The organism is Rhodococcus yunnanensis NBRC 103083 (assembly GCF_001895005.1).
In the GTDB taxonomy this organism is placed as follows: domain Bacteria; phylum Actinomycetota; class Actinomycetes; order Mycobacteriales; family Mycobacteriaceae; genus Rhodococcoides; species Rhodococcoides yunnanense.
The window spans coordinates 65,926-89,207 of sequence record NZ_BCXH01000013.1 but is presented as its reverse complement, the minus strand read 5'-3'; the positions used below and the strand labels follow the sequence as shown (position 1 = coordinate 89,207).

General features: G+C 65.4%; 25 protein-coding genes. 15 read left to right on the top strand and 10 right to left on the bottom strand.

Annotated elements, in window-relative coordinates:
- Nucleotides 1-47 precede the first annotated feature (47 nt).
- Nucleotides 48-1,064 carry a Rieske (2Fe-2S) protein gene (locus RY1_RS19765; RefSeq protein WP_072805743.1) on the bottom strand — a complete coding sequence of 339 codons (1,017 nt, stop codon included), beginning with the start codon at nt 1,062-1,064 and terminating at the stop codon, nt 48-50.
- A gap of 70 nt (nt 1,065-1,134) precedes the next feature.
- Here RY1_RS19765 and RY1_RS19760 point away from each other — a divergent pair, with 70 nt between their 5' ends.
- A complete protein-coding gene (locus RY1_RS19760) occupies nt 1,135-1,950 on the top strand; it encodes a helix-turn-helix domain-containing protein (RefSeq protein WP_072805742.1) in 816 nt (271 codons plus the stop codon).
- On the opposite strand, the gene RY1_RS19755 is transcribed toward RY1_RS19760, so the two are convergent.
- Both RY1_RS19755 and RY1_RS19750 read right to left on the bottom strand, forming a co-directional pair.
- A complete protein-coding gene (locus RY1_RS19755; RefSeq protein WP_072805828.1) occupies nt 1,934-3,697 on the bottom strand; it encodes an ABC transporter ATP-binding protein in 1,764 nt (587 codons plus the stop codon). The two genes, RY1_RS19760 and RY1_RS19755, sit on opposite strands and share 17 nt — an antisense overlap.
- On the bottom strand, nt 3,694-5,253 hold the full coding sequence (locus RY1_RS19750; RefSeq protein ID WP_245819781.1) for an ABC transporter transmembrane domain-containing protein: 1,560 nt from the start codon (nt 5,251-5,253) through the stop codon (nt 3,694-3,696). Before RY1_RS19750 ends, RY1_RS19755 begins: the two co-directional genes overlap by 4 nt.
- Before the next feature lie 189 nt (nt 5,254-5,442).
- On the opposite strand from RY1_RS19750, the gene RY1_RS19745 reads away from it, so the two are divergent.
- Genes RY1_RS19745 through RY1_RS19720 form a run of 7 tightly spaced genes read left to right on the top strand, consistent with a single transcriptional unit; the run spans nt 5,443 to nt 9,778 of the window.
- Nucleotides 5,443-6,411 (top strand): TroA family protein, encoded by a 969-nt coding sequence (locus tag RY1_RS19745; protein ID WP_072805740.1) that lies wholly within the window; start codon nt 5,443-5,445, stop codon nt 6,409-6,411.
- 11 nt (nt 6,412-6,422) lie between these two features.
- A complete protein-coding gene (locus RY1_RS19740; RefSeq protein WP_072805739.1) occupies nt 6,423-7,376 on the top strand; it encodes an ABC transporter substrate-binding protein in 954 nt (317 codons plus the stop codon).
- A 2-nt stretch (nt 7,377-7,378) separates the two neighbouring features.
- Nucleotides 7,379-7,561, top strand: coding sequence for a hypothetical protein (locus tag RY1_RS30175; protein ID WP_169914762.1), 183 nt, complete (start codon nt 7,379-7,381; stop codon nt 7,559-7,561).
- The gene (locus RY1_RS19735) at nt 7,504-7,845 is read left to right on the top strand and encodes an SIP domain-containing protein (protein WP_072805738.1); all 342 of its coding nucleotides are present in this window, start codon (nt 7,504-7,506) and stop codon (nt 7,843-7,845) included. Before RY1_RS30175 ends, RY1_RS19735 begins: the two co-directional genes overlap by 58 nt.
- 44 nt (nt 7,846-7,889) lie before the next feature.
- Nucleotides 7,890-8,675 carry a CPBP family intramembrane glutamic endopeptidase gene (locus RY1_RS19730; protein WP_072805827.1) on the top strand — a complete coding sequence of 262 codons (786 nt, stop codon included), beginning with the start codon at nt 7,890-7,892 and terminating at the stop codon, nt 8,673-8,675.
- A gap of 54 nt (nt 8,676-8,729) precedes the next feature.
- Complete coding sequence (locus RY1_RS19725) at nt 8,730-9,317, top strand: DJ-1/PfpI family protein (RefSeq protein ID WP_072805737.1); 588 nt, start codon at nt 8,730-8,732, stop codon at nt 9,315-9,317.
- Nucleotides 9,317-9,778, top strand: coding sequence for a MarR family winged helix-turn-helix transcriptional regulator (locus RY1_RS19720; protein ID WP_245819780.1), 462 nt, complete (start codon nt 9,317-9,319; stop codon nt 9,776-9,778). Before RY1_RS19725 ends, RY1_RS19720 begins: the two co-directional genes overlap by 1 nt.
- Here RY1_RS19720 and RY1_RS19715 read toward each other — a convergent pair.
- Genes RY1_RS19715 through RY1_RS19705 form a run of 3 tightly spaced genes read right to left on the bottom strand, consistent with a single transcriptional unit; the run spans nt 9,754 to nt 11,226 of the window.
- On the bottom strand, nt 9,754-10,221 hold the full coding sequence (locus tag RY1_RS19715; RefSeq protein ID WP_072805735.1) for an SRPBCC domain-containing protein: 468 nt from the start codon (nt 10,219-10,221) through the stop codon (nt 9,754-9,756). The two genes, RY1_RS19720 and RY1_RS19715, sit on opposite strands and share 25 nt — an antisense overlap.
- A 7-nt stretch (nt 10,222-10,228) precedes the next feature.
- Entirely contained in the window at nt 10,229-10,540 is a 312-nt protein-coding gene (locus RY1_RS19710) for an AzlD domain-containing protein (protein WP_072805734.1), read from the bottom strand.
- A complete protein-coding gene (locus tag RY1_RS19705; RefSeq protein ID WP_072805733.1) occupies nt 10,537-11,226 on the bottom strand; it encodes an AzlC family ABC transporter permease in 690 nt (229 codons plus the stop codon). Before RY1_RS19705 ends, RY1_RS19710 begins: the two co-directional genes overlap by 4 nt.
- A gap of 71 nt (nt 11,227-11,297) precedes the next feature.
- Here RY1_RS19705 and RY1_RS19700 point away from each other — a divergent pair, with 71 nt between their 5' ends.
- On the top strand, nt 11,298-11,855 hold the full coding sequence (locus tag RY1_RS19700; RefSeq protein WP_072805826.1) for a helix-turn-helix domain-containing protein: 558 nt from the start codon (nt 11,298-11,300) through the stop codon (nt 11,853-11,855).
- An 18-nt stretch (nt 11,856-11,873) separates the two neighbouring features.
- Here RY1_RS19700 and RY1_RS19695 read toward each other — a convergent pair whose 3' ends face one another.
- Complete coding sequence (locus RY1_RS19695) at nt 11,874-13,226, bottom strand: MFS transporter (RefSeq protein WP_072805732.1); 1,353 nt, start codon at nt 13,224-13,226, stop codon at nt 11,874-11,876.
- A gap of 185 nt (nt 13,227-13,411) precedes the next feature.
- Between RY1_RS19695 and RY1_RS19690 the strand changes: the two genes are divergently transcribed.
- Nucleotides 13,412-14,614, top strand: a complete 1,203-nt coding sequence (locus RY1_RS19690) for a PucR family transcriptional regulator (protein WP_072805731.1) — start codon at nt 13,412-13,414, stop codon at nt 14,612-14,614.
- Here RY1_RS19690 and RY1_RS19685 read toward each other — a convergent pair.
- On the bottom strand, nt 14,600-15,682 hold the full coding sequence (locus RY1_RS19685) for a zinc-dependent alcohol dehydrogenase (protein WP_072805730.1): 1,083 nt from the start codon (nt 15,680-15,682) through the stop codon (nt 14,600-14,602). The genes RY1_RS19690 and RY1_RS19685 overlap by 15 nt on opposite strands.
- 262 nt (nt 15,683-15,944) lie before the next feature.
- On the opposite strand from RY1_RS19685, the gene RY1_RS19680 reads away from it, so the two are divergent.
- The 4 genes from RY1_RS19680 (at nt 15,945) to RY1_RS19665 (ending at nt 21,011) form a co-directional block, all read left to right on the top strand.
- Nucleotides 15,945-17,114 carry a thiolase domain-containing protein gene (locus tag RY1_RS19680; protein ID WP_072805824.1) on the top strand — a complete coding sequence of 390 codons (1,170 nt, stop codon included), beginning with the start codon at nt 15,945-15,947 and terminating at the stop codon, nt 17,112-17,114.
- On the top strand, nt 17,111-18,700 hold the full coding sequence (locus RY1_RS19675; RefSeq protein WP_072805729.1) for an AMP-binding protein: 1,590 nt from the start codon (nt 17,111-17,113) through the stop codon (nt 18,698-18,700). The genes RY1_RS19680 and RY1_RS19675 overlap by 4 nt, the downstream gene beginning before the upstream one ends.
- A complete protein-coding gene (locus tag RY1_RS19670; RefSeq protein ID WP_072805825.1) occupies nt 18,697-19,581 on the top strand; it encodes a PCC domain-containing protein in 885 nt (294 codons plus the stop codon). Before RY1_RS19675 ends, RY1_RS19670 begins: the two co-directional genes overlap by 4 nt.
- A gap of 83 nt (nt 19,582-19,664) precedes the next feature.
- Nucleotides 19,665-21,011 carry an FAD-binding oxidoreductase gene (locus tag RY1_RS19665; protein WP_072805823.1) on the top strand — a complete coding sequence of 449 codons (1,347 nt, stop codon included), beginning with the start codon at nt 19,665-19,667 and terminating at the stop codon, nt 21,009-21,011.
- 8 nt (nt 21,012-21,019) lie between these two features.
- Here the strand turns inward: RY1_RS19665 and RY1_RS30170 are convergent, their stop codons facing one another.
- Both RY1_RS30170 and RY1_RS19655 read right to left on the bottom strand, forming a co-directional pair.
- On the bottom strand, nt 21,020-21,193 hold the full coding sequence (locus tag RY1_RS30170; RefSeq protein WP_169914766.1) for a hypothetical protein: 174 nt from the start codon (nt 21,191-21,193) through the stop codon (nt 21,020-21,022).
- Between the two features lie 110 nt (nt 21,194-21,303).
- Nucleotides 21,304-22,266: an aldo/keto reductase gene (locus RY1_RS19655; RefSeq protein WP_072805727.1), complete on the bottom strand. Its 963-nt coding sequence runs from the start codon at nt 22,264-22,266 to the stop codon at nt 21,304-21,306.
- Between the two features lie 103 nt (nt 22,267-22,369).
- On the opposite strand from RY1_RS19655, the gene RY1_RS19650 reads away from it, so the two are divergent.
- Complete coding sequence (locus RY1_RS19650; RefSeq protein ID WP_072805726.1) at nt 22,370-23,281, top strand: aminotransferase class IV; 912 nt, start codon at nt 22,370-22,372, stop codon at nt 23,279-23,281.
- Nucleotide 23,282: the final 1 nt, after the last annotated feature.

Below are 23,282 nucleotides of genomic sequence, written 5' to 3'. Positions count from 1 at the left end.
CGTGCGTTTGCGTGGGGTGGGGGGTGCGGGGGCTGGGGGCGGTGGCGCTAGAGCCCCTTCGACCGCAGGTGGTACCGGCGCTCGGCGTAGTCGAGGTCGTCCTTCCACAACCGTGCTGCCGTCCATCCCATCGGCGGGCGCAAGAGCGGCGCGACGCGTCGGGCAATCTTGAATCCCTTGCGATCGGAACTCGCGACTGTTGCCTCGATGACCGCGGTACGCGGCTTGCCGTCGGGACCGAGGCCGAGCGGCGTCGCATGGGTTTCGACGACGCTACCCGCGCCCTCGCCTTCGAGGATGCGCATGATGATCGTGCGTGGGCCCGGGCAAACGAATTCCGCTCGCACCGGCACGCCGGCGCCGCGGCTGACGCGGAAGGTGACGTCGACGAGGAAGCGGTCGTCCTCCTCGGGGACGTCGATGTCGGTGGGTGCGTCGACGACTTTCAGCCGCGCGAACGAGTACGGGTGAAACCACGCGCCGTGCCACGGGTCGAGGCGGTTGGCGACGACGTCGTCGGTCTCGCAGATGCCGGTCAGGGTGATGACGGCGTCGATACTCGTCGCGGCGGGAGGCCGGAGAGGGACGATCGGAACCTCCGTGGGTTCCTCGCCGCCGAGGTCGTCGAGTCGAACCCACACCAGAATTCCGTCGTCGAACGCGGGAAGAGGTCGCCACCCCGGCCTGCCGGTGGGGCCGAGCGGCATGCCGTGCCACAGGCAGATGAGGGTGTCGCATTCGATCTTCGCTTTGTCGAGGGGTGCCCCGAGGTGAGGGCACGAGCCGGGGGCGATGTGAATGCCGCCGTCCTCACCGCGCCACGCGACGAGTTCGAGACCGCCGATGTCTCGGCCGAACGGTGTGTCGTGGCCGATGTCTCGGCTGGCGGCGAAGACGAACCAGTTCCCGGTGGGTCTGGTTTTCGCTCGTTTGAGGGCGGATTCGATGACCTGCGGGTTGGCGCCCTTCCAGGTCGGCTCCTGCTTGGCCCACGACTCGGACGGTAACGGCTGCAGTGGAAGGCTCTTGGGCCAGCGACGGCGAAGTGCATCGAGTGAAGCCATGGGTCCAGTATGCGGAAATTGCAGCGGAGCCGCACTTAGGTTCGCCTAACCGAACCGGTATGCTGCCCCGGTGAGCTATCCGACGAAGGACGTGCCGGTGGGCCGGGCCGTGCCGCTGCCGTTCTCGATGACGACGTCGACGATCTGCCGTCAGGACGCTCGCTTCTACGGACTCCACACCCACGAGGAGCACAACCTGCTGTGGGGCGCGACGGGAGATCTGCGTGCGATCGTCGACGGCGTCCGGTGGCTCGTGCCGCCGACCGTAGGGTTGTGGATACCGGCGGGTGCCGTCCACGAGGTGACAGCGGGGCCGAGCACGGAATTCTTCTCCACTTACTTCCGACCGGAGGTCTTCCCTCATCCCTGGGCCGAGGCGGGCTTTCTCGCGGTCAGCGGTGTACTCCGCGAAGTGATACTCCATCTGCATCGCCGCGCCATGCCCGAGGCGGCGAGGTTACGCGCAGAGCAGGTGGTGTTCGACACCCTCACCCCGCTCGATGTCGTTGCCATCGACATTCCGATGCCCGAGGACGCGCGTGCTCTCGTCGTCGCGCAGGCACTGGTCGCCAACCCGGCCGATCCGCGGAGTCTGTCCGAATGGGCGCAGACCGTCGGTGGCAGCGTTCGAACACTCACCCGGGTGTTCGCGCAAGGTACCGGAATGTCGTTTGCGCAGTTCCGAATTCACGTTCGCGTGCGAGCGTCCATGACCTATCTGGCTGCGGGCGTTCCCGTTGCAGTGGTGAGCAGGCGTGTCGGCTACGACGCACCGAGTGCCTTCGTCGCCGTGTTCCGTCGTGTCACCGGACGCACCCCTGCCAGCTACTTTGCCGTTGCACCGGACCTCGCGGATCCGGCGTGGTCACTCACCGACTCTGCCTGACGCGTCCCACCGACCACGCCTCCCACAGCGCGGCATACGTGCCGCCCATGGCGAGAAGGTCTGTGTGCGAACCCTGCTCGACGAGACGGCCGGCTTCCATGACGACGATCAGCTCGGCGCGCTCGGCCTGCGACAGGCGATGAGCGATGGTGACGGTGGTCCTGCCGGTCGCGAGCCGCGTGGCCGCGTCGTCCAAGTCCTGTGCACCTGCGCTTCCGGCTTCGGCGGTGGCCTCGTCGAGCAGCAGTATGTCCGGGTCGAGAAGAGCCACTCGCGCCAATGCCAACTGCTGCGCCGCGGCCGACGTCAGTGCATGCCCACCGGAGCCGACGACGGTGTCGAGCCCGTGCGGCAGTGCCTCGACCCAATCGAGCGCGCCCGCCGTGGCAAGCGCGTCGAGCACTCGACTGTCGTCGGCATCGGGATCGACGAGCCGGAGGTCCTGGCGGACCGTACCGGCGAACACGTGCACTTCCTGGGTGACCAACGCGATGGACAGGTTCGAGGGTGAAATGTTTTCTCGCGCAACGCCGCCGATGCGTATGGTCCCGGCCTGCGGGTCGTGCACGCCTGCCACCAGCCTCGCGAGCGTCGATTTTCCGGCACCACTGGAGCCGACGATCGCCACGTGCGAACCGGCAGGAATGGACAAGGTGACCTTCTCGACTGCACGGGTGTCGTCGTAACCGAACGAGACATCGTCGAATGTGATCGAACTGTCCGACGGTGTCATGGGATCCGCGGTCGGGGCAGGTCGGGGAATCTGGGTCACCCCGACCAGGCGCGCCAGACCGATCCCGCCTTCCTGCAGTTGGTCGAAGACACCGAGAACCGCGCCGATGGGATCGAAGAGGCGATAGAAGTACAGTGCTGCCGCCGTCGCTGCGCCGAGCGATACTTCCCCGCGCCTGACGAGAACGAAGGCGACGACGAGGACCGCCGACAACCCGACGAACTCGGCGAGATTCAGTCTGCCGAAGAAGCGTGTCCGTAACCGGGTCGCGAGCAGGCTCAACCGGGCCGCGGCGAGGGATCTCTCCTCGATGTGGCCGAGATGTGCTGCGCTGAGCCGGAACGCGAAGACGGTGTCGCTGTTGCCGATCGAGTCGATCGTCTGCTGAGCACGTTCTCCTTCGGCTTCGCGTTCCTGACGGTAGATCGGTTCGGACCTCTTCAAGTACCACTGCAGCCCGCGAATCTGGATGGGAGCTGCGATCAGCGCGGCCACCGCGAACCGCCAATCCAACGCGCCGAGACCGACAATGGTCAGCGCTATCGTCAACGCGGCACTCGCGAAGACCGGAATCGCCTCGCCGACAGCGCGAGTCACGAGTCTGACGTCGCTCGTGATCCGCGAGACGATATCGCCGCGGCCGGAGCGTTCCAGCATGGACTGGGGTAGGTCGAGAGCGCGATGCATCACGCGTTCGCGCAGATCGGCCACGGTGGATTCACCGACCTGGGCGACGAAGAAGTTGCTCACCGCCCCGAGAACCGACTGGCCGACGGCGACGCCGACCAGTACCAGCGCCAGAATCGTGACGCGGCGCTGGGCGTCACCGCCGCCGTCGGTGACGACGTTCACCATCGCCCCGAGCACTGCCGGGGTTGCCAGGCCCACCGTCGTCGACGCCACGAGAGCGAGAACGGCGCCAAGAGTGGCCCACCGTCTCGTCGAAATCAATCCTGCTGCAGCTCTTCGTGTTTCCGGCCAGCTGGCGGTGGGAAGTAGTTCGGCACTTGTCACAGGGTCACTACCTTCGTGCACGTGGCGAGCAACGTCGGGTTCGATGTGATCAGAACGGTGATGCGGCCGAATCGAACATCGGCGATACCCGACGCGATGGCCGCTTCGGTGACGGAGTCGACTGCTGTCGTCGGATCGTGCAGGACGAGGACGTCGGGGTCGGCGGCGAGTGCCCGCGCCAACGCTATTCGTTGTCGTTGGCCGCCGGAGAGCGACAGCCCGTCCTGGGTCACGCGGGTGTCGAGGCCGTGGGGCAGCGTCGCGACGACCTCGTCCGCCGCACTCGCGACCAACGCACGTTCGATGCGCGGCCCTGGCACGTTGTCCCGAATCGAGCCGAGGAACAACACACTGTCGTGGGGCACGACGAGCATGACCCGTCGCAGACTGTCGAGCGCGATGGTGTCGATATCTCTGCCGTTCACGAGAACCGACCCGTTCGACGCGGTTCTTCGCGCCAGAAGGTTCATCAGCTCGAGGCTGTCGGCCGGGCCCGCGTGCACTCCGAGTATCTCGCCGGGGTGGACGGTCTCGCCCCGAATCTCGAGTACGTCCGCTGCGCGGATCTCGCCGGTCGGATCGTCGACGGCGAGAGGCGAGCCGAGAAACGCTGCGATCCGGCCGCCGGACGCACGCGCCCAGGCGAGGCCCTCACCGAAGTACACGATGTCGATCAACGGTCCGCTCAGAAACTGCGCGAGCCCGACGACCGCAATCAGTTCGCCGACGGTGATCGACCCCGACACCGCGAGGGTGGCTCCCACGCCGGCGATGACGGCAAGGAATCCTCGGGTCATCAGCACGTTCAGGGCCGAGTACAGCACCTGATATCGCTCGGCTCGCATCGTCGCGTCCAGCGACGATCGACTGGCCGTCGTATATCGGGTCCGTGCGTTCGATTGGGCTCCGATCCCGCCCAGTACTCGTAGACCGGACAGCAGATCCGTGGCCAGTGCGCCGGCGAGAGCCGCCTGGTGTTGATCGGCCTCACGTCTTCGCTCCAGCGGCCGTCCGAGCCGCAACATGATCGCCAACACCGGTGGCGTCCCCAGCACCACCAGCAGACCGAGTGGGATCGAGATGACGAACAACGCGGTCGCGGCGGTCAACACCCCGAACACGGCAGCGAGTTTGGTGGACAGCGTACGAGCGAAGTTCGATACCCCGCCCGCATCGGCGGTCGCGATCGAGTACAACTCACCTGGCATCCGGCGGGTCGCGAGACCGCGGGGATCCAGGGCGAGCCGGACCACGGACATCCGCAGCGCATGCGCGCCGTACTCGACGACCGATTCGCACAGCCGCGCGCCGACGCGCCAGCTGAGCAGGAGGCCGGTGAAGACGAGACCGAGGATCAGGATCCAACGCCCCAGTGCCGCGGAGTCACCCGTCGCGACGGCTCTGTCGATGACGGCCCCGATCACGACGGGTACCAGCGCCTCACCGATCTGGTGGCCGGTGAAGCCGGCCGCGGCGAAGGAGAGGCGTCGGCCGCGGCCGTCGGCAGCTATGGCGTACTCGACGACGGAACGGGTCGTTGGTGTGCTGTGGTCCACCACGAGACCGTACGGTCCGGAGTAGTCGTTGCGGGAGTGCGACTTCGGCCAACTCGTGTGCCGTTCGCGCCATGGCCGAATCGATCGATCTGTTGGCCGTTTCGGTGAACCCGCGCCCGCAGCCGTCCGATAATCTCAGGTGAGCCTTGCCTACGTAGAGGCTGGCAGAGATCGGAGAAACGAATACCCATGTCCATCATTGCATCGGATGTCAGTCGTCGACGCTTCGGATTCGGTTTGGCCGCAGCCGGTCTCGGCGCAGCCTTGGCCGCCTGTTCCACCGATGAGGCGTCCTCGGCGCCTGACATCGACGACCGATTCGCGTTCGGATACAGCCAGGACTCCGTCGACATCCCGCGAGATCCGCAGCGTGTCGTCTCCATCCAGGGCCGCGCAGATCTGGAGTTCGGCCTGCTCGCCGGGTATCCGATGGTGGCCAGTGGCGCATCGTTCCTGCCCACCGAGCCCGTCGGGGTGCAGTTCGGTTCGCTCGTGCGCGAGGAACTTCCGCGTCTGGGTCTCGGGGATGGCACCGAGGTCGACTACGAGCAGCTCCTGAAGCTCGAACCCGATCTGATTCTGGTGCCGAGTTACGGATACGAGGTGGACTGGTACGGCAACGATCGCCTGCGGCAGATCGCGCCGATTGCCCCGATCTCGGACAACTTCATCGGCTGGCGCGAGGATCTCACCGCTCAGCTCGCCACCCTCGGACGCCCAGGGGTCGGTCCCGAGCTCTTCGCCGAGTACAACGCCGACGTCACGTCCATTCGCAGTGAGCTCTCCGGTGTGTTGAGCGGTAAGCGACTGGCGATCGCTGCGGCAGGCGACGGCTTCCTCGGATTGCAGCACAACGGTATTCAGGTCAGTACCGCGATGGACGTCGGCTTCGTCGTGCCCAACTTCGACCCTACGGTCGACGGCGGTCTCGAACTCGCTCCCGAGAACTTCGAGCGACTCGCCGATATCGACCTGATGATCCTGCAGGTCAACGACGGCTCCGGGAAGGTACCCGATCTCGGCCCGACATGGGACCTGCTGCCATTCGTGCGTGCGGGTCACGTCCATGTGGTCGACGGCCGATTCAACCAGGGGTTCGTCGTCACGGCCAGAAACCATCTGAACGAAATCCGCACCGCGGCAGCTCTTCTCTCCTAGAAAGTTTCTCGATGAACACCACGATCGACCTGGACATCTCCCGCCGGCGCTTCGGGATGGGGCTCGGCGCCGCCGGGATCGCCGCGTTCCTGGCGAGCTGCAGTAGCGACGACCGCGGTTCCGCGACCGCCGAAACCAAGACCGTGACGACCCCGCTCGGTACCTACGACATTCCGATCGAACCCAAGCGAGTGGTCGCGATCGATTCACGCCTCGATCTGGAACCCGCTGTGGCGCTCGAACTTCCCGTGATCGGCTACACGTACGCCGAGGCGACGCCGTGGGTTCCGGTCGGTGCCGACGCCGAGTACCTGTCCGAGATCCCGAACCGAGAGCAGATTCTCGCTCTGGAACCGGACCTGATCATCTGCCTCAACAGTGACAGCGAGTGGTGGCCGGTGAACGATCTCGCGACCATCGCACCGGTGCTCACCACCGAGTTCGACGAGACGTGGCGCACCAATCTCGACAATCTGGCGGGCTGGCTCGGGCGCACGCCGACCCTGGACAAGCTGATCCTCGACTACGATTCCCTCGTCGACGACATCAGAACCCGTCACGAGGCCATGATCGCGTCGAGAACCGTTGCGAGCGTGTCGTTCCTGCCGGACACGAACATGCTGTACGTCACCAGCATCCGCACTTCGCAGAAGGGCGACAAGCCCTCGGACATGACGTTGACGGACCTCGGCGGTACGACGCTGAGCATGGGCGGTCTCGACGGTGAAGGCGGCATCGCGATCGAGAACGTCGACCGACTCGCAGGCGTCGACGGGTTCATGGTGACCGACGAGCCGGACAGCGCCGAGTACAGGGCATTGTCGGAGAGCACACTGTGGCAACGTCTTCCGGCTGTGCAAGCCGGCAATGTCACGACCCTGGGCGGCTCGACGTACTACGGTTCGATCTACACGGTGTCCTACATGATCAAGGGATGGGACGCCCTCTACTCGAAGATGGTGTGAGCATGAGCACTGACGCGATCCGCATCGGTACCGTCGTCGAAAGGCGTTATCTCACAGCGGGAATGATCCGAGTCGTGTTCGGGGGCGAGGACCTGAAGACGTCGAGTCCGCGGCCGATGTCGAGTTCGTGTGGCTGCACGGGTGCGGCAACGGCGTCGGGCCTTCACGTCTGCTCGACGCGCTGAGGTCGGGACCGTTGCCGGAGGGTCCGGGATACGTTTGGGTGGCAGGCGAAACCGCGATGCAGCGCGGCGTACGCCGGTACCTTCGCCAGGATCTGTCGCTTCCCGGCTCGGCGTACAAGGTCATCGGCTACTGGACCGACAACGGTGAAGAGTGCGCCAGTCGGTGGGCAGCTCTGTCGGACGAGACGAAGCAGAGGTTGGAGGAGATCTGGGCGACGGACGGGGGCGGCGAGGAGGTCAAACGTGACCGGTACGAGCACGCGCTCGAAGAAGTCGGTCTGTAACCCGTAGTGGACAACCGCGGGTCGACGCGACCACAGTTGTGGTCATGAGCGACAGTCATGCATCCACCCGTGTCAGCCCTGGCACTCGCACTCTGACCTACGTTGCGTTCGCCTTTGTCGTCATCGTCTATCTGGCGATCATTCAACTCGGCGGACTTCTGGTGAACAGTGCATCCGGCGAGGACTCCATCACGTCCGTGCGCGGGGTGGTGTTCACGCTGATCGTTCCGCTCGGTGTGGCACTGCTGTTCACCTTCGCGGTGATCACGTATCTCGGGTGGTGGCGGCCGGTGATGACCGACGATCGTCCGGTCCGAAAGTGGCTCTGGGTGATTCCGGCCGTGTTCGTGGTGGCGATCCTCCTCGGGATCGACTACAGCGCACTGGGTAGTAAGGGCATCTGGTTCATCGTTCTTCTGCTGTTCGCAACGCAGCTCGTGGGGTGGGGCGAGGAGGCGATGTTCCGCGGCGTCGGAGTGACGGTGCTTCGGCAGCATGGGCTGACCGAAGGCCGAGTTGCACTGTGGTCCAGTCTGATCTTCGGAGCCGTGCATCTGACCAACGCGATCGGTCATGGGGTCTCGGCCGTTCCGCAGGCGGTGGCCGTCAGTCTCGCCGGATACTTCTTCTATCTCATCCGGCGTGTGTCGGGCTCCAATGCGTTGAACTCGGTCATTCACGGTCTGTTCGACTTCTCTCTGCTCACTGCCGCGGCCATCGTCGTCGGCCAGAGCGGGTACGTCGGATCGTTCGCAGCCATCGCGCTCTATCCCATCCTGGCGATCGTGTTGCTCCTCAATCGACGCAGGATCGAGAAGCCTGCATCTTGACAGTGTGCTGTCATCTTTATACAGTGACAGCACACTGTCAATCAGGAGGTAGCTGTGAAGACCATCGCTCTCTATGCAACCGACACCATGGCCGACTGGGAATACGGATACCTCGTTGCGGGCATCGCGATGGCCCGAGCGCAGGGGTCGGACAGGTACCAGCTCAGGGTCGTCTCCGACGGCGGTGGTGAGGTCACCACGCTCGGCGGCATTCGGCTTCTTCCCGACGGCGACCTCACCGGTCTCGACGACCTCGCGGCGCTGATTCTCCCCGGGGGCGATACATGGGGCGACGGGCACGCACGGATTCTCGACTCGGCCGTCGACCTGTTGAAGCGAGGCGCCATCTGCGGGGCGACGCTCGGGCTGGCCCGGGCCGGGGTGCTGAATGCGCGCCCACACACCAGCAATGCTCCCGAATTTCTCTCGCAGGCAACCGAATATACCGGCAGCGCTCTGTACCGAGACGAGCGCGCGGTCGCTGACGGCACCCTCGTGACCGCACCGGGGACGGCCCCGCTCGAATTCACGAAGGCACTCTTCGAGACCCTGGAGGTCTTCCCTCAACCCGTCGTCGACGCCTGGTACGGGCTCTACTCGACGGGTGAGCGGAAGTATTTCGATCAGCTTCAGGGGCAATAGTGCGAACACCCGCGGGTGACGCGCTGACATCCCTCGTCCTGCCTGCGTTCGAGCTCAACGGCGAATTCTTGTCTGCTGCCAAGGACATTGCCGAACCTGCAGGTCTCACGCCCGCGGGGTGGCAGGTCCTCGGTGCGACGCTCGACCAGCCACTGGCGGTCGCCGAGATTGCCCGCCGCGTCGGCCTCGGTCTGGCACGCCAAAGCGTTCAGCGCACCGCTGACATCCTCGTCGAGAAGGGCTGGGCCGAATACACCGACAACCCGAAACACCGTCGCGCCAAGCTGTTGCAGCCGACGCAGGAAGGGCGCCTCACCGTCGAGAAACTGCGCGACGACCAACATGCGTGGGCCGACGCCGTCGGCAACGACGTCGGTGAGGACGAGATACGCCGCGTGCTCGAAGGAATTCGGAGAATCAACGCGGCGTCAAGACGCTACCGTGCCGACAGGGACGCGTAGTACACCTGCTGGGACGGGAAATAGTCGTCGAAACTCGGTTTCGGAGTTCCGTCGCGGGAGGCGAGGAGATTGTCGAGGTAGTACTCCCACCCCGGCCCGATTTCACCGACGCCCTCGGTGTTGTCCAGGTGATGGATCAGCGTGAGGGTGGTGTCGTCGGTGAGGACCACTTCCAGCCGCCAGCCACCGTTCGACGACACGGCAAGTCGGTTGGGCGACTCGCAGGCGTCGACGGTCATCTCCATCCACGGCGCACCTTCTTCGAAGGTCATCTGAACGCGAATCTCGCTGTCCGACAATCGCTCCCACGGACCGAACCAGAGGGCCGTGCGATCGGACTCGGTGAGGGTGGACCAGACGTCTTCTCGGGACGCGCCGATCGTACGAGAGATCTCGAGGTCGACACCGGTCTCGGTGCTCCGAAGAATGCCGCTGGGGTTCATCGCACGATTATGCAACGCCGACCCAGCGAAGAGCCGCGGTGGTGGCAGCCGCCGCAACGACGATCGCCACGAACGGCGCCCTCCTCCAGGCGAGAACGGCTGCGACGAGTACGCCCGCTGGAAGTGCGAACCCGCCGAACTGCTTGCCGACGACCAGCGCCGACGTGGCGATCAGGGCGGTGAAGATGACCGCGACACCGACGTCACCGATTCGTTCGACGCGTGGCGAGATGGTGAGTCTGGACCGAAGCATCGGTCCGAGTAGGCGGAAGGCGAACGTGCCGATCGACAGGGCGATCATCGGGAGGAGCAGATTCATGCGTCGTCCTCTGCTGTGGAGAGTCTCTTTGCTGCGAATGCCGGGATGACACCGAGGAGTGCGAACAGAACCGGAAGCCCTGGGGGAAGGACGAACGCCGCTGCCACTGCGATACATGCGCCGAGTGCTGCGGCCTTCTTCGTCACCGCATCGCGCAGCGCGGGCGCGACGAGTGCGATGAGCACGGCGGGAAACGCGGCATCGAGTCCGAGGGCGGCGGTGTCGGTGACCTTTCCGCCGAGAAACGCACCGACGACGACTCCGATGTTCCAGGCCAAGAACAGCCCGATTCCACACTGCCAGAACGCTGTTCGACGGTTGTGACGGTCTTTTCCGAGTGCAGTGAACGCCACCGCTTCATCGGTGATGAGGTGCGAACCGACGAGCCGGCGGAACCAGGATTGTCCGTCGAAGGTGTCGCCGACCGAGAATCCGAGCGGGATCAATCGGGTGTTGACCAGTAGAGCGCTCGCGACGGCGGCCAGTGGGTTTCCGCCCGCTGCGAGCACGCCGATGAGGATGAATTGTGCTGCGCCGGCGAAGACGAAGATCGACATCGCGATCGGAAGCCAGATTGGCAGTCCCGTACCGACGGCAATTGCACCGAACGACGCACCGACGAGACCGTCGGCCAAGCACACGAGTGCGATGTCGCGGAGCGCAGGTGTTCGCCAGATCGAACGCATGGCCGTAATAATGGACGATCGATCGATCGGTCGTTCGTCAAGGCGAACGATGGACCGATACAATGAACAGCATGTCTCAACCCAGCGCGCCCATCGCTGCCATCGCCGCGTCGCTGCATCGTGAACGGAAGCGAGCCGGACTGTCCTTGGCCGAGGTCGCGCGGCGTGCGGGCATCGCCAAGTCGACGCTGTCGCAACTCGAGTCAGGGACGGGTAATCCCAGCGTGGAGACACTGTGGGCACTGAGTGTGACACTCGATGTGCCGTTCGCTCAGCTGGTCGAACCCGTGAAGCCGCGAGTGCAGTTGATTCGTGCAGGCGAGGGTCCTGCCATCGCCTCGGATACCGCGGACTACGTCGCCACGCTGCTCGCGTCGTGTCCACCGAACGCTCGCCGGGACATTTATCTGATCAACGCGCAGGTAGGGGAGCCGCGATCGGCCGACCCGCACTCACCCGGCGTGATCGAACATGTGGTTCTGTCCGCGGGTCGTGCGTTGGTCGGGCCGACCGAGGAACCGATCGAACTGCTGCCGGGGGACTACATCTGCTACCCGGGCGACTTGCCGCACACGTTCGAGGCGTTGGAAGCGAACACGTCGGCCGTCCTGGTCTCGGAACACGTCTGAAGGCAGCTGACCACCAGGTCAGACGACGACGTTCGTTTTCGATGCAGTGGTGAGCCGTGTCCGGACGACGAAGAGCAGTGCCACCGACATCGCCATGAACGCGCCGACCACCCAGAGTCCGGCCTTGGAGCTGCCGGTCGTGTCGAGGAGCCAGCCGGTCAGGTAGGGCGCAGCGAGGCCTGCGGACGCACCGATGGTGTTGACCAGTGCGATTCCGGCTGCAGCACCGGAACCAGTCAGGAAGGTCGTCGGCAGGTACCAGAAGATCGGGAGCGCCGAGAAGATGCCGACTGCAGTGACCGTGATGACGGCCATCGTGAGGAACGGTGAGTTCATGTACATCGCGATCGGCACGCTGACGGTGGCCAGTGCGGTCGGGGCGATGAGGTGCCACATGCGCTCACGGAGCCGGTCGGATCGACGAGTCCACAGGATCATCGCGACCGAGGCGACCAGGAACGGCACGGCGACGATGAGGCCGTTCTCGGCGATGGAGAACTTCGTGTCGAACTGCTCGGCGAACCCGGCGACGATCGTCGGTAGGAAGAAGCTGATGGCGAACAGTCCGTAGCCGATGCCGAAGTAGGTGAACCCGAGCAGCCACACCACGGGGTTGCGGAGGGATTCACGGGCGGTGCCGTGACCGGAATCAGCCGTTTCGGCGTGTTCGGTCTCCATGCGACGGTCCAGCCAGGTGCGCTCCTCGGAGGTGAGCCACTTGGCCTGACGGGGACGGTCCGTCAGGTAGAACCATGCTGCTATGCCCAGCAGGATCGTCGGGATGCCCTCGACGAGGAACATCACGCGCCAGCCTTCGAGGCCGAGCAGCCCGTGCCAGTACTGGATGATGGCGCCGGAGATGGGCGCCCCGAGTGCGCTCGAGAGCGGCAACGCAACCATGAACACGCCGACGAGGCGGACACGGACTGCGCGCGGGAACCAGAAGGTCAGGTACAGCATGATGCCGGGGAAGAAGCCGGCCTCGGCGATACCGAGTGCAACACGGGCGATGTTCAGCCATGTCGCGTTGGGTACGAACGCCATGAGTGCAGCGATCAAGCCCCAGGAGACCAGAATGCGCGCGATCCAGCGGCGGGCACCGAACTTGTGCAGCGCCAGGTTGCTCGGCACTTCGAGAAGGATGTAGCCGACGAAGAACAACCCGCTGGCCAGACCGTACATCGTGTCGGTCAGACCGAGGTCCTCGCTCATCGTCAGCTTCGCGAACGCGATGTTGGTGCGGTCGATGTAGTTCAGGAAGTACGCCAGCCCCAGAAACGGGATCAGGCGAAGGGCCACCTTGCGCATGACGCGGTTGGCCATCTGATTCTCCGGCACGCCCGTGTCGGGTAGTTGCGTGCGTGACGCCATTCTCTCGCTCCAGTCTCTTCTGCGAAGCCCTGCATGTTGTGCGTGGGCTCACACACTTTGCGCCGTGAGTGACCTCAGTCACGACTGCTGGGTGACGAAGCTTCACGAGCAAGTTTCCTCTATTTGTCGAACCGACGCTCACGACGTCGGAAAATACCACCGATAATGCTGGGTACGATCAGCTCATGTCGCGAGACGCCATTCAAGCTGTCGTCGACCGTTTTGCCGACGAGCTCGGAAGATCGGTCGTGGTCAACGACCCCGAAGTGCGAATGCTGTTCGCCAGCCGCCACTTCGGCGACGAGGATCCGGTCCGGATCAGAGCCATGTTGAACCGCGACGCAGGCAGCGAAGCCATCGGATACATGTTGTCCAGCGGCATCGCCCAGTGGACGCGTCCCGGCCGAATTCCCGGATCGGAGACGCTCGGCCTTCACGCACGTGCAGGCGTTCCCATCAGTTGGCGCGGTGAGATCCTCGGCATGATTCTGGTGATGGACGCAGTCGGCACGGTCACCGACACCGACCTCGCACGGATCGGCGAGGTCGCCAACGAGATTGCACCGCTGATGGTCGGCGACCGGACGCCAAGCGATTCGGCTCGCTCGGAGGCGCTGGTGAAGGACCTGCTCTCGCCCGACGTCGTCGTTCGAGAGCCTGCACTCGCGGAGTCCAAGGCCGTCCCAGGGGCGGTCCGAGTGGTAACCCTCGCGCTCCAGCACGGCAAGGATCCCGAGCTGACGGCGATTGCACTGCGCCACGCCCTGGTCGCAGCGCACTCACGAAGCCGCGGCGGCGCACTGCACACGGTGGTGGGCGACAAGGGTCACCTGGTGTATCAGGCAACTGCGGCTCGCGACCTCGACACCGTGGTCGCGGAGGCACGCAGGATGGCGCGAGATGCGGGAGATGTCGCAGGCAAGGACGCGATCATCGAAGCAGGCGTCGGGGCGCCCGTCGACGGCCTGGGCGATGCCTGGATCTCGGCGCGGCAGGCGGGTCTGGCGGCGACCATTGCACGACGACTGGGGGATGACCCCGTCGTCGCGTGGGAGAGAGCCGGGGTGTTCGGGGTGCTCGCACGAGTGCCGAGGGCAGAACTCGACATCACTGCCGTGCCCGAGGAACTGCGGCGACTCGCCGAGACCGACCGCTCGGGGCGGTTGCTCGACACACTGCGCGCATTTCTCGATCACGCAGGCTCCGGCCCCAAAGCGGCGGACGCGCTGTTCATCCATCGAACGACGCTCTACTACCGACTCGACCGGATTCGTGACGCGATCGGCGTCGACCTCGATGATGGCGGGGTGCGGCTCCGCCTTCACCTGGGCCTTCGCGTCGCCGATCTCATGCGTGCCGAGGGAAACGACCCGTTACGTCGAGGTTGAGACAGCCTGCTCGGTTCGGTACTGGGCTGGGATGCCCTGCGGATACAACACCACTTTGCATGCGTCGCCGCTGAGCATCTCGATCGCGCTCGTGACGTCTTCGAGTTCCATGCGGTGCGAGATGAGGGACGACAGATCCACATGTCCTGACGCGACCAATCCGGCCAATTCGGTCCAGGAGTCCCAGATTCGTCGGCCGAAACTGCCCTTGAGTGTGAGTCCCCGGCTGATCAGGTGACGAGTCGCGCTCAGCTCGAGCGGTCGATTCGTCAGCCCGACGCTGACGACGGTGCCCTCGCGGCGAGTGACTTCCAGGCCGGCTTGGAGGGCGGGCAGAGCCCCGGAACACTCGAGCACCAGGTCGACGCCCTCGGCGGGGCCCGTCAGCTCGTGAACCCGGTCGACGAGGCCGGCACCGGCGGGTACCAGAACAGCGCCGAGTGCCTCGGCCATCGCGCCGCGGTGCGGATTCGGTTCGACGACGAGTACTTCCGCGCCCTTGGCGCGGGCGATCTGTAATGCGGCAAGTCCGATGGGCCCGGCTCCGCTCACCAGAACGTGTGTACCTGCGAGGTCGAACCCGCTGCGCTGCACCGCATGCATCGCGCTGCCTGCGGGCTCCAGCAGCGCTGCTGCCTCGATGCTGAGCTCGTCGGGAAGCCGGAAGCAGGTCGACGCCGGTACCACGACGCGTTCGGCGAACGCGCCGTCGATCGTCAGGCCCAACAGATCCATCCGCAGGCAGTTGTGGGCGTTGCCGCGGAGACACTGGAAGCACTCGAGGCAGGCGATGTGTGTTTCGACGGCCACACGATCGCCGACGCGTATGTTTTCGACGTCCGATGCAACTTCGACGACGATGCCCGCGCATTCGTGCCCGGTGACGACGGGAAGTCGCAGTCCCAGGTCTCGGACGGCGGGTCCGTATTCGAAGGTTTCCCGATCGGTGCCGCACACCGACACCGCTCCGACCTCGATGCGGACCTGACCACGCATCAGACCCTGTTCGCGGTGGTCGGTCACGATGTCGAAGCCCGGTGCAGGTTCTGTCTTGAGCACTGCGCGCACGTCATACCCCTCTGGTCGATCGGTGTCCGAACAGTCTGTGCGTGATGCCGATCACGGGGCATCGAGCCTGGAGAGAGGAAACACAACCCGCTTTCCTCCCGCTGTCGAAGAGAGGCGATTCGACAACGAGAGGAATTCGACTCGTGTCCTCTCGTCCGCCGACGGTGCAACTTCGACCCGGGCGGGACGACTATGACTGGTGTGGGGACGTGACCTGCCTCACGATATGAAGACGACGCAACACAGACGAGAGGACCTTCCCGTGACTGCACCGCACATCATCGGCTGGGCGCACACCCGATTCGGCAAGAGTGAGAGCCCGGACGTCGAGTCGCTGGTCGCCGAGGTGTCGATTGCCGCGCTCACGGATGCCGGACTCGATCCGGCCGACGTCGACGTCATCACCGTCGGGGTGTTCAACAACGGCTTCTCGAAGCAGGGATTCGAAGGTGCTCTGGTCGGCGCAGGGCAGCCCGGCCTGGCTCTCGTCCCGGCCACGCATGTGGAGAATGCATGCGCAACCGGATCTTCCGCCCTGTACACGGCACTCGATCACCTGCAGGCGGGCCGCGGCCGCGTCGCACTCGTGGTCGGTGCCGAGAAGATGACCGCGACGCCGAACGACGAGATCAACGACATCCTCCTCGCCGGCGCGCACCGGGCGACCGAAGCGAGCGCCGGAAGTTTCGCCGGCGTCTTCGCCGGTCTCGCGGACCAGTACGCCGAGCGCTACGAGGACCCGCGTGATGCGATGGCGCGTATCGCGGCCAAGAACCACCGCAACGGCGTCGACAACCCGTACGCGCATCTGCGCCGCGATCTCGGTTACGAGTTCTGTTCCACCGTGTCTGCGAAGAACCCTGTCGTCGTGGGTCGTCTCCGCCGTACCGACTGCTCGCTTGTCTCGGACGGCGCGGCTGCGATGGTCGTCGCACTGCCCGACGTCGCCGCCAGCGCACGGCGATCGGTGCGCATCACCGGCCGCGCCCACGCCAACGATCACCTGGCCATCGCGAAGCGAGCCGACGCACTGGCGTTCGACGGTGCCGCCCGTGCATTCCGCAGCGCTCTCCGCGAGGCAGGGGTCACCCTCGACGATCTCGATCTGCTCGAGACTCACGACTGCTTCACCATCGCCGAGCTCCTCCAGTACGAGGCCTTCGGTCTGGCCGCACCGGGCAAGGGCGCCGAGGTGCTCGCGGAAGGGCGAACCGAGCGCGACGGCATTCTGCCCGTCAACCGGTCCGGTGGGCTGAAATCCAAGGGGCACCCCCTCGGCGCCACCGGCGTCTCGCAGCACGTCATGGCTGCGATGCAGTTGACCGGTGAAGCCGGCGACATGCAGCTGCCGTCGCCTCGGCGTGCCGCTGTCTTCAACATGGGCGGCGCAGCCGTCGCCAACTACGCCACGATTCTGGAGACACAGGAATGAGCGCGACGCGCAGAGCAGCCAATCTCGCCGAGGTCCTGCGACAGACGGCTCGCCGCCTGCCGGGTGACACTGCGGTGGTGCACGGCAGCACGCGGTGGACCTGGAAGGATCTCGACCGCCGCGTCGACGCCCTGGCCGCCGATCTGCAGCGTCGGGGAATCGGCAAGGGTGACGTCGTCATGCTCGACAGCCCCAACCACCCCGAGTTCATTCAGGCGATGTACGCGACGTGGAGGGTCGGAGCCGTTGTGGCGCCGGTCAATTCGCGACTGCACGACGACGACGTCGCCGTCATCGCCGGTGTCTGTCGCCCGAGCGTCATGATCGCGCATCCGTCGACGGCATCGCACGTCGAGGCCGTACGCACGGCCGGCGGGCTCACCGGCGGCGTCCTGTGGATCGACGGTGGCGACGCCGATGCTGTTGCAGCGGTGCCGGATTCGCAGGTCCCGACGCGTATCGATACCTACGTGGGCGAGCATGCCTGGTACTTCTTCACCTCGGGCACGAGCGGCACACCGAAGGCAGCGATCCTCACGCACGACCAACTGGGATTCGTCGTCAACAATCATCTGGCCGACTTGATGCCGACGACCGATCGCCACCACGTCTCACTCGTCGTGGCGCCGCTCTCGCACGGCGCGGGAGTGCACATGCTGCCGCAGGTGGCCAGAGGTGCTGCCACGGTGCTGCCGCCGTCGGCGAGTCTGGTGCCCGCCGAGGTGTGGGGGCTGGTCGAGGCAGAGCGTGTGACCAACGTGTTCACGGTGCCGACGATCCTGAAGGTACTCGTCGACGATCCCTCGGTCGAGGAGCACGATCACTCCTCGCTGCAGCACGTCGTGTATGCGGGCGCACCGATGTACGCCACGGATCAGAAGCGGGCGCGGGAGACTCTCGGCGATGTGCTCGTGCAGTACTACGGGCTCGCCGAGGTGACCGGCAACATCACCGTGTTGCCGAGCGCCGAGCACGGACGTCCTGTGCCGGAAGGCCTTTCGGCCGGTACCTGCGGGTATCCCCGCACCGGCATGCTCGTGAGCGTCCAGGACGACACCGGCGCCGAGCTTCCGGTCGGCGAGATCGGCGAGTTGTGCGTGGCAGGGCCTGCGGTGTTCGCCGGTTACCTCCACAACGACAAGGCGAACGCCGACGCGTTCCGTGACGGCTGGTTCCGCACAGGCGATCTGGGTGTCATGGACGAGGACGGTTTCGTGTATGTCACGGGCCGTTCGTCGGACATGTACATCTCGGGCGGCTCCAACATTCATCCGCGTGACATCGAGGAGAAGATTCTCACCCACGACGCCATCGACGAGGTCGCGGTCCTGGGTGTGCCCGACCCGAAATGGGGTGAAGTGGGTGTTGCGGTGTGCGTTCGGAAGGTCGGCGCCGATGTGAGCGCCGAGGAGCTGACGACGTGGCTCGGTGAGCGGATGGCGCGGTACAAGTTGCCCCGCCACATCCTGTTCCGTGATGCTCTGCCCAAGTCCGGGTACGGCAAGATCGTCAAGCGCACCATTCGTGACGAGCTCGCCGAACAGGGGTGGGGGCCGTACGCACCCACGCTGGAGACCGTGTCGTGAGCGCCCCGACGGTGCTCGCGCCGCTGGTTCATCCTGGCCCGGCCGCCGACAGTCGTCTCGAATCCGTTTCCAGCGCAACGATTGTCGAGCGGTTGTCGCTGCCTCCTGGCAGCCGACTGGTCGACGCGATCGACGATGCGCTGTCGGGTCTGTCGCTCGACTCGGCACAGGTGGAGTTGTTGGGCGGTCCGCTGGCGCGGGTGTCGTACTGTGTGCCTGCGCTGTGCGAGGACGGATCGCGTGCAGCCTGGTACAGCGAGACGCTCGACGCTGCCGTGCCTGCGACCATCGTCGCAGGCAGTGCCACTGTCGGTAGGCGCGACGGTGAGCGGTTCATGCATTGCCATGCCGCCTGGTACGACGGCCACGGCGCACTGCGTGGTGGCCACCTGTGGCCGGACACCGTCGTGGGCGCAACTCCGGTCGAGGCCGTTCTGCACGCCTTCGACTCGGTCGAACTGCGGAGCGGCGTCGACGACGAGACACTGATGCCGGTGTTCACGCCGTCGAAGTCCCTCGGGTCGGCTGTGGGGCGTGGCCGTGCGGTCATGACTCGGGTGCGGCCGGGCATCGAAATCCACGAGGCGGTGCGGCAGGTGATGGTCGCGAGCGGAATACAGCGTGCATCGGTCCGGGGCAGCCTCGGCAGCCTGGTCGGTGCGACGTTGCTGCGCGACGGCGGCACCGTGGTCGCGCCGGGGCCCGCCACGGAGGTGGCGATGTCGGGACACGTGGTGCGCGACGGCGACAGCCTGAGCGAGGCACACTTGACCGTGTTCGCGATCGATCGCCACGGCGAGGTGCACACCGGTGAGCTCGCCGGTCGCGGCAATCTCGTCGCGGTGACGTTCGAGCTCCTCGTCGAGGAGATTCTCTCGTGACGGGCCGAGTGTCGGGTGAAGTTGCACCTGTCAGCGGTGCCGAATTCACAGGTGCGGAGCTCTCGGAGTCGGTCCGAGCGACGATCGAGACCCTGCCGCCCGAGATCGTCATCGTCGATCAGGACATCGTCGCGAGTTATGCGCGTGACCAGTCCAGGTTCACCGACAGCGCGCTTCCGGCTGCGGTATTCGCTCCTCGGACTACCGAGGAGGTCGCGGCGTGTATGGCTGCTGCACACCGCAACTCCGTCACGGTCGTGCCGCGCGGTGCGGGCAGTGGGCTCAGCGGCGCGGCCAATGCCGTCGCCGAGTGTGTCGTGCTGAGTCTGCACCGCATGACCGCGATTCGCGAGGTCGATGCGGTGAACCGAATTGCCGTCGTCGAGCCGGGTGTCGTCACCGCCGACCTCCGTGCGCGCGTTGCGGCGGACGGGCTGTTCTATCCACCGGACCCCGGCAGCGTCGAGTTCAGCACCATCGGTGGCAACGTCGCCACCAACGCCGGAGGCATGTGCTGCGTGAAGTACGGAGTCACCGGCGATTTCGTTCTCGGGCTTCAGGTCGTTCTCGCCGACGGACGAATCATGCGCACCGGCCGACGCACCGTCAAAGGTGTGGCCGGCTACGACTTGACGCATCTGATGGTCGGGTCCGAGGGCACGCTCGGAATCATCACCGAGATCACCGTGAAACTGCTCCCGGCGCCCAGGCCGGCGCAGACACTCGTCGCCTCGTTCCCCACGCTCGACGGTGCCGGGCGGACCGTGTCGGAGATCGCACGCTCGGGTTCGATCCCCTCGATGCTCGAAATCCTGGACCGCACAACGGTGCAGGCGGTCGACGCCGCGTCGGGCATGGGTATCGGCAGCGATACGGCGGCACTGCTCATCGTGCAGAGCGACGACGTCGACGCCGATGCCGTCCTCGCACGCGTCGAATCGATCTGCAGGAACTTCGACGCCGAGGACGTCGTGCTCAGCTCCGACCCGATGGAGTCCGCAATGTTGCTCGAAGCGCGCAGACTCGCGCTACCTGCACTCGAGCGTCTCGGCGACTGGCTGCTCGACGACGTCGCCGTCCCGGTCTCACGGATCGCCGAACTGATCGAGTCCATCGAAACCATCGCGGCCGAACACGGCCTCACGATCGGTGTTTTCGGCCATGCAGGCGACGGCAACCTGCATCCGACGATCATCTACGACGAGTCCGATGCCGGCAGCCGCGAAGCTGCGATTTCGGCTTTCGACGCGATCACTCGCCGCGCGCTGGAACTCGGCGGCACGATCACGGGCGAACACGGCGTCGGGCGACTGAAGGCTCGTTGGCTCACCGTCGAGCACGACGAGACCTCGGCCGCGGTGCATCGCGCTGTCAAGACAGCCCTCGATCCGACCGGAATCCTCAACCCGGGGTCTGTACTGACGTCGTGACGTGTAGGTCAGGACGCCTTGATCAGCTCGATCTCGCCGACGCACTGGCAGCCACCGGTGATCTCCTCGCAGTCGAGGACGAGAAAGTGACGGACGTACTCGAGATCCACGCAGTCCGGCTCGGTGCATTCCGCGCCACCGACCGCGTGGATCACGAGGGTTCCTTCGCAGCTGTCGTGCATGAGCACTCCCTTCGGGGAATCGAGTCGATCGGCAGTCACCACGTGCGCTGCCTTCTCAATTCCTATCACCGGGTGCCGACAAGTTCGGGAGAACAACCGCGTGTTTCAGCTCAGTAGCGTCCGCCTGCTGGTTCGGGAAGCGCGTCGAGCGTTTCGATGTGGGCAGGAGTCAACGTCACCGATCCGGCCGCAGCGTTCTCCTCCAGACGTGAGCTCCGACGGGTGCCGGGGATCGGCACGACGTGCTCACCCTGCGCCAGCACCCAGGCGAGCGCTACCTGCGCCGGTGTCGAGCCCAGCTCCTCGGCCACCGAAGCGATCGCGTCGACGATCACGAGGTTCGCATCGAGGTTCTCCTGCTTGAACCGGGGTAGTTGGGCGCGGAAGTCGTCCTGCGCCGGGGCTGTTCCACGGAAATTGCCGGTCAGGAAGCCGCGCCCCAACGGTGAGAATGGAACGAACGCTGCGCCGTTGCGTTCGGTCCACGCGAGCGATGTCGCTCGGTGATCGCGCGTCCACAACGACAGCTCCGACTGCACGGCGGAGATGGGGTGCACCGACTGCGCTCGATCGAGCTGCTCGACGGTGAACTCCGAGACGCCCAGCGCTCGGACCTTCCCGGCCTCGACCATCTCGGCCATCGCGCCGATACTGTCCTCGACCGGCACCTTCGGGTCGGGGCGGTGCAGGTAGTAGAGGTCGACGTAGTCGACGCCCAACCTGCGGAGAGAGTCGTCGATGGCCTTCCGCAGATGATCCGGATGCCCGTTCGGGCCCGAGATGACCGGTTCGCCCGCGTCACCGATGTGGGAGACGAGGCCGCCTTTCGTGGCAAGAACTGCCTCGTCTCGCCTGGCGCCGAGAGCCTGTCCGACGACTTCTTCGTTGGTGAACGGACCGTACACGTCCGCGGTGTCGATGAAGTTCACACCGAGATCGAGTGCGTGACCGATGATTCTCGCCGGGCTCTCGGAGAGCTCGTCGGACTTGTAGGCCCATGTCATGCCCATGCAACCGAGTCCGATTGCGCCGACTGTCGGGCCGTTCTTCCACAGTGTCCTGGTCGAAGCCATCACTGGAGCCTACTGTGCCCATGACGGCCGTGCCTTGCTCATGACTGCCTGCCCTGCTCATGGCTGCGTGCCCAGCCATGACCGTGCCGCTAGCATCACACGCATGGCAATTCCACACGGCAAAGTATTCTTCGGGAACAGCATCGTCGATGCGCAGGACGCGACCCTCGGAGTTGCCACGTCGGCCGTTCTGTACGGCCTGAGCGTGTACACGGTGTTCCCCGTGCAGGTTTCGGCAGAAGGCCGGACGGCGTTCCGGCTGAGCGATCATTATCAGCGGCTCGTCGAGTCCTGCAAGATCATCGGGATCGACACATTCGCGACACAGTGGACATTCGAGCGGTTCGTCGAGGTGGTGCGCGAGGTCGTGGCCGCCAATGCTCCGGACCGTGAGGTGTACGCCCGGGCTACGGTGCACGTCGACGAATCGATCCCCGGTACCCGTGTGCGTGGGCTGAGCACCACGGTGTCGATCTTCCTCTACGACGCCGTGCCCATCGTCCCGCAGGACGGCATGCGCCTGAAGACCAGTGTGTGGCGTCGAATTCCGGACAATGCCATACCTTCTCGCGCCAAGGTCAACGGCGCGTACGTCAATTCGGTTCTGGCCAAACAGGATGCGATCGACAGCGGCTTCGACGATTGCATCTTCCTCGACATCAACGGGCATGTCTGCGAACTCAGCGCCGCGAACATCTTCCTGGTCCGCGGAGGCGTCCTGATCACACCCGACGTCACCAGCGACATCCTCGACGGAATCAACCGGCGCACCATTCTCACCCTCGCTCGCGAGGAGGGAATCACGGTGCAGGAACGCACAGTCGATCTGACCGAGCTCTACATCGCCGACGAGGTCTTCGTGTGCGGAACGTCGGCGGGCGTCGCCCCCGTGCACGAGATCGACGGCCGCGCAGTCGGTGAACGCCGAACCGGGGCAACGACATCCACGCTGCACAAGCGTCACCAGGCCGCATTGACCGGCGACGAGGTGCACGGGTGGGTGACGGTTCTCTGAC

Bases quoted from the DNA above. Each gene is read 5' to 3' on its own strand.
- RY1_RS19650 (WP_072805726.1), top strand. From the start codon at position 22,370: ATGGCAATTCCACACGGCAAAGTATTCTTCGGGAACAGCATCGTCGAT.
- RY1_RS19730 (WP_072805827.1), top strand. From the start codon at position 7,890: ATGAGCGACAGTCATGCATCCACCCGTGTCAGCCCTGGCACTCGCACT.
- RY1_RS19740 (WP_072805739.1), top strand. From the start codon at position 6,423: ATGAACACCACGATCGACCTGGACATCTCCCGCCGGCGCTTCGGGATG.
- RY1_RS19765 (WP_072805743.1), bottom strand. From the start codon at position 1,064: ATGGCTTCACTCGATGCACTTCGCCGTCGCTGGCCCAAGAGCCTTCCA.
- RY1_RS19710 (WP_072805734.1), bottom strand. From the start codon at position 10,540: ATGAATCTGCTCCTCCCGATGATCGCCCTGTCGATCGGCACGTTCGCC.
- RY1_RS19745 (WP_072805740.1), top strand. From the start codon at position 5,443: ATGTCCATCATTGCATCGGATGTCAGTCGTCGACGCTTCGGATTCGGT.
- RY1_RS30170 (WP_169914766.1), bottom strand. From the start codon at position 21,193: ATGCACGACAGCTGCGAAGGAACCCTCGTGATCCACGCGGTCGGTGGC.
- RY1_RS19690 (WP_072805731.1), top strand. From the start codon at position 13,412: ATGTCGCGAGACGCCATTCAAGCTGTCGTCGACCGTTTTGCCGACGAG.
- RY1_RS19715 (WP_072805735.1), bottom strand. From the start codon at position 10,221: ATGAACCCCAGCGGCATTCTTCGGAGCACCGAGACCGGTGTCGACCTC.
- RY1_RS19675 (WP_072805729.1), top strand. From the start codon at position 17,111: ATGAGCGCGACGCGCAGAGCAGCCAATCTCGCCGAGGTCCTGCGACAG.
- RY1_RS19655 (WP_072805727.1), bottom strand. From the start codon at position 22,266: ATGGCTTCGACCAGGACACTGTGGAAGAACGGCCCGACAGTCGGCGCA.
- RY1_RS19700 (WP_072805826.1), top strand. From the start codon at position 11,298: ATGTCTCAACCCAGCGCGCCCATCGCTGCCATCGCCGCGTCGCTGCAT.
- RY1_RS19695 (WP_072805732.1), bottom strand. From the start codon at position 13,226: ATGGCGTCACGCACGCAACTACCCGACACGGGCGTGCCGGAGAATCAG.
- RY1_RS30175 (WP_169914762.1), top strand. From the start codon at position 7,379: ATGAGCACTGACGCGATCCGCATCGGTACCGTCGTCGAAAGGCGTTAT.
- RY1_RS19705 (WP_072805733.1), bottom strand. From the start codon at position 11,226: ATGCGTTCGATCTGGCGAACACCTGCGCTCCGCGACATCGCACTCGTG.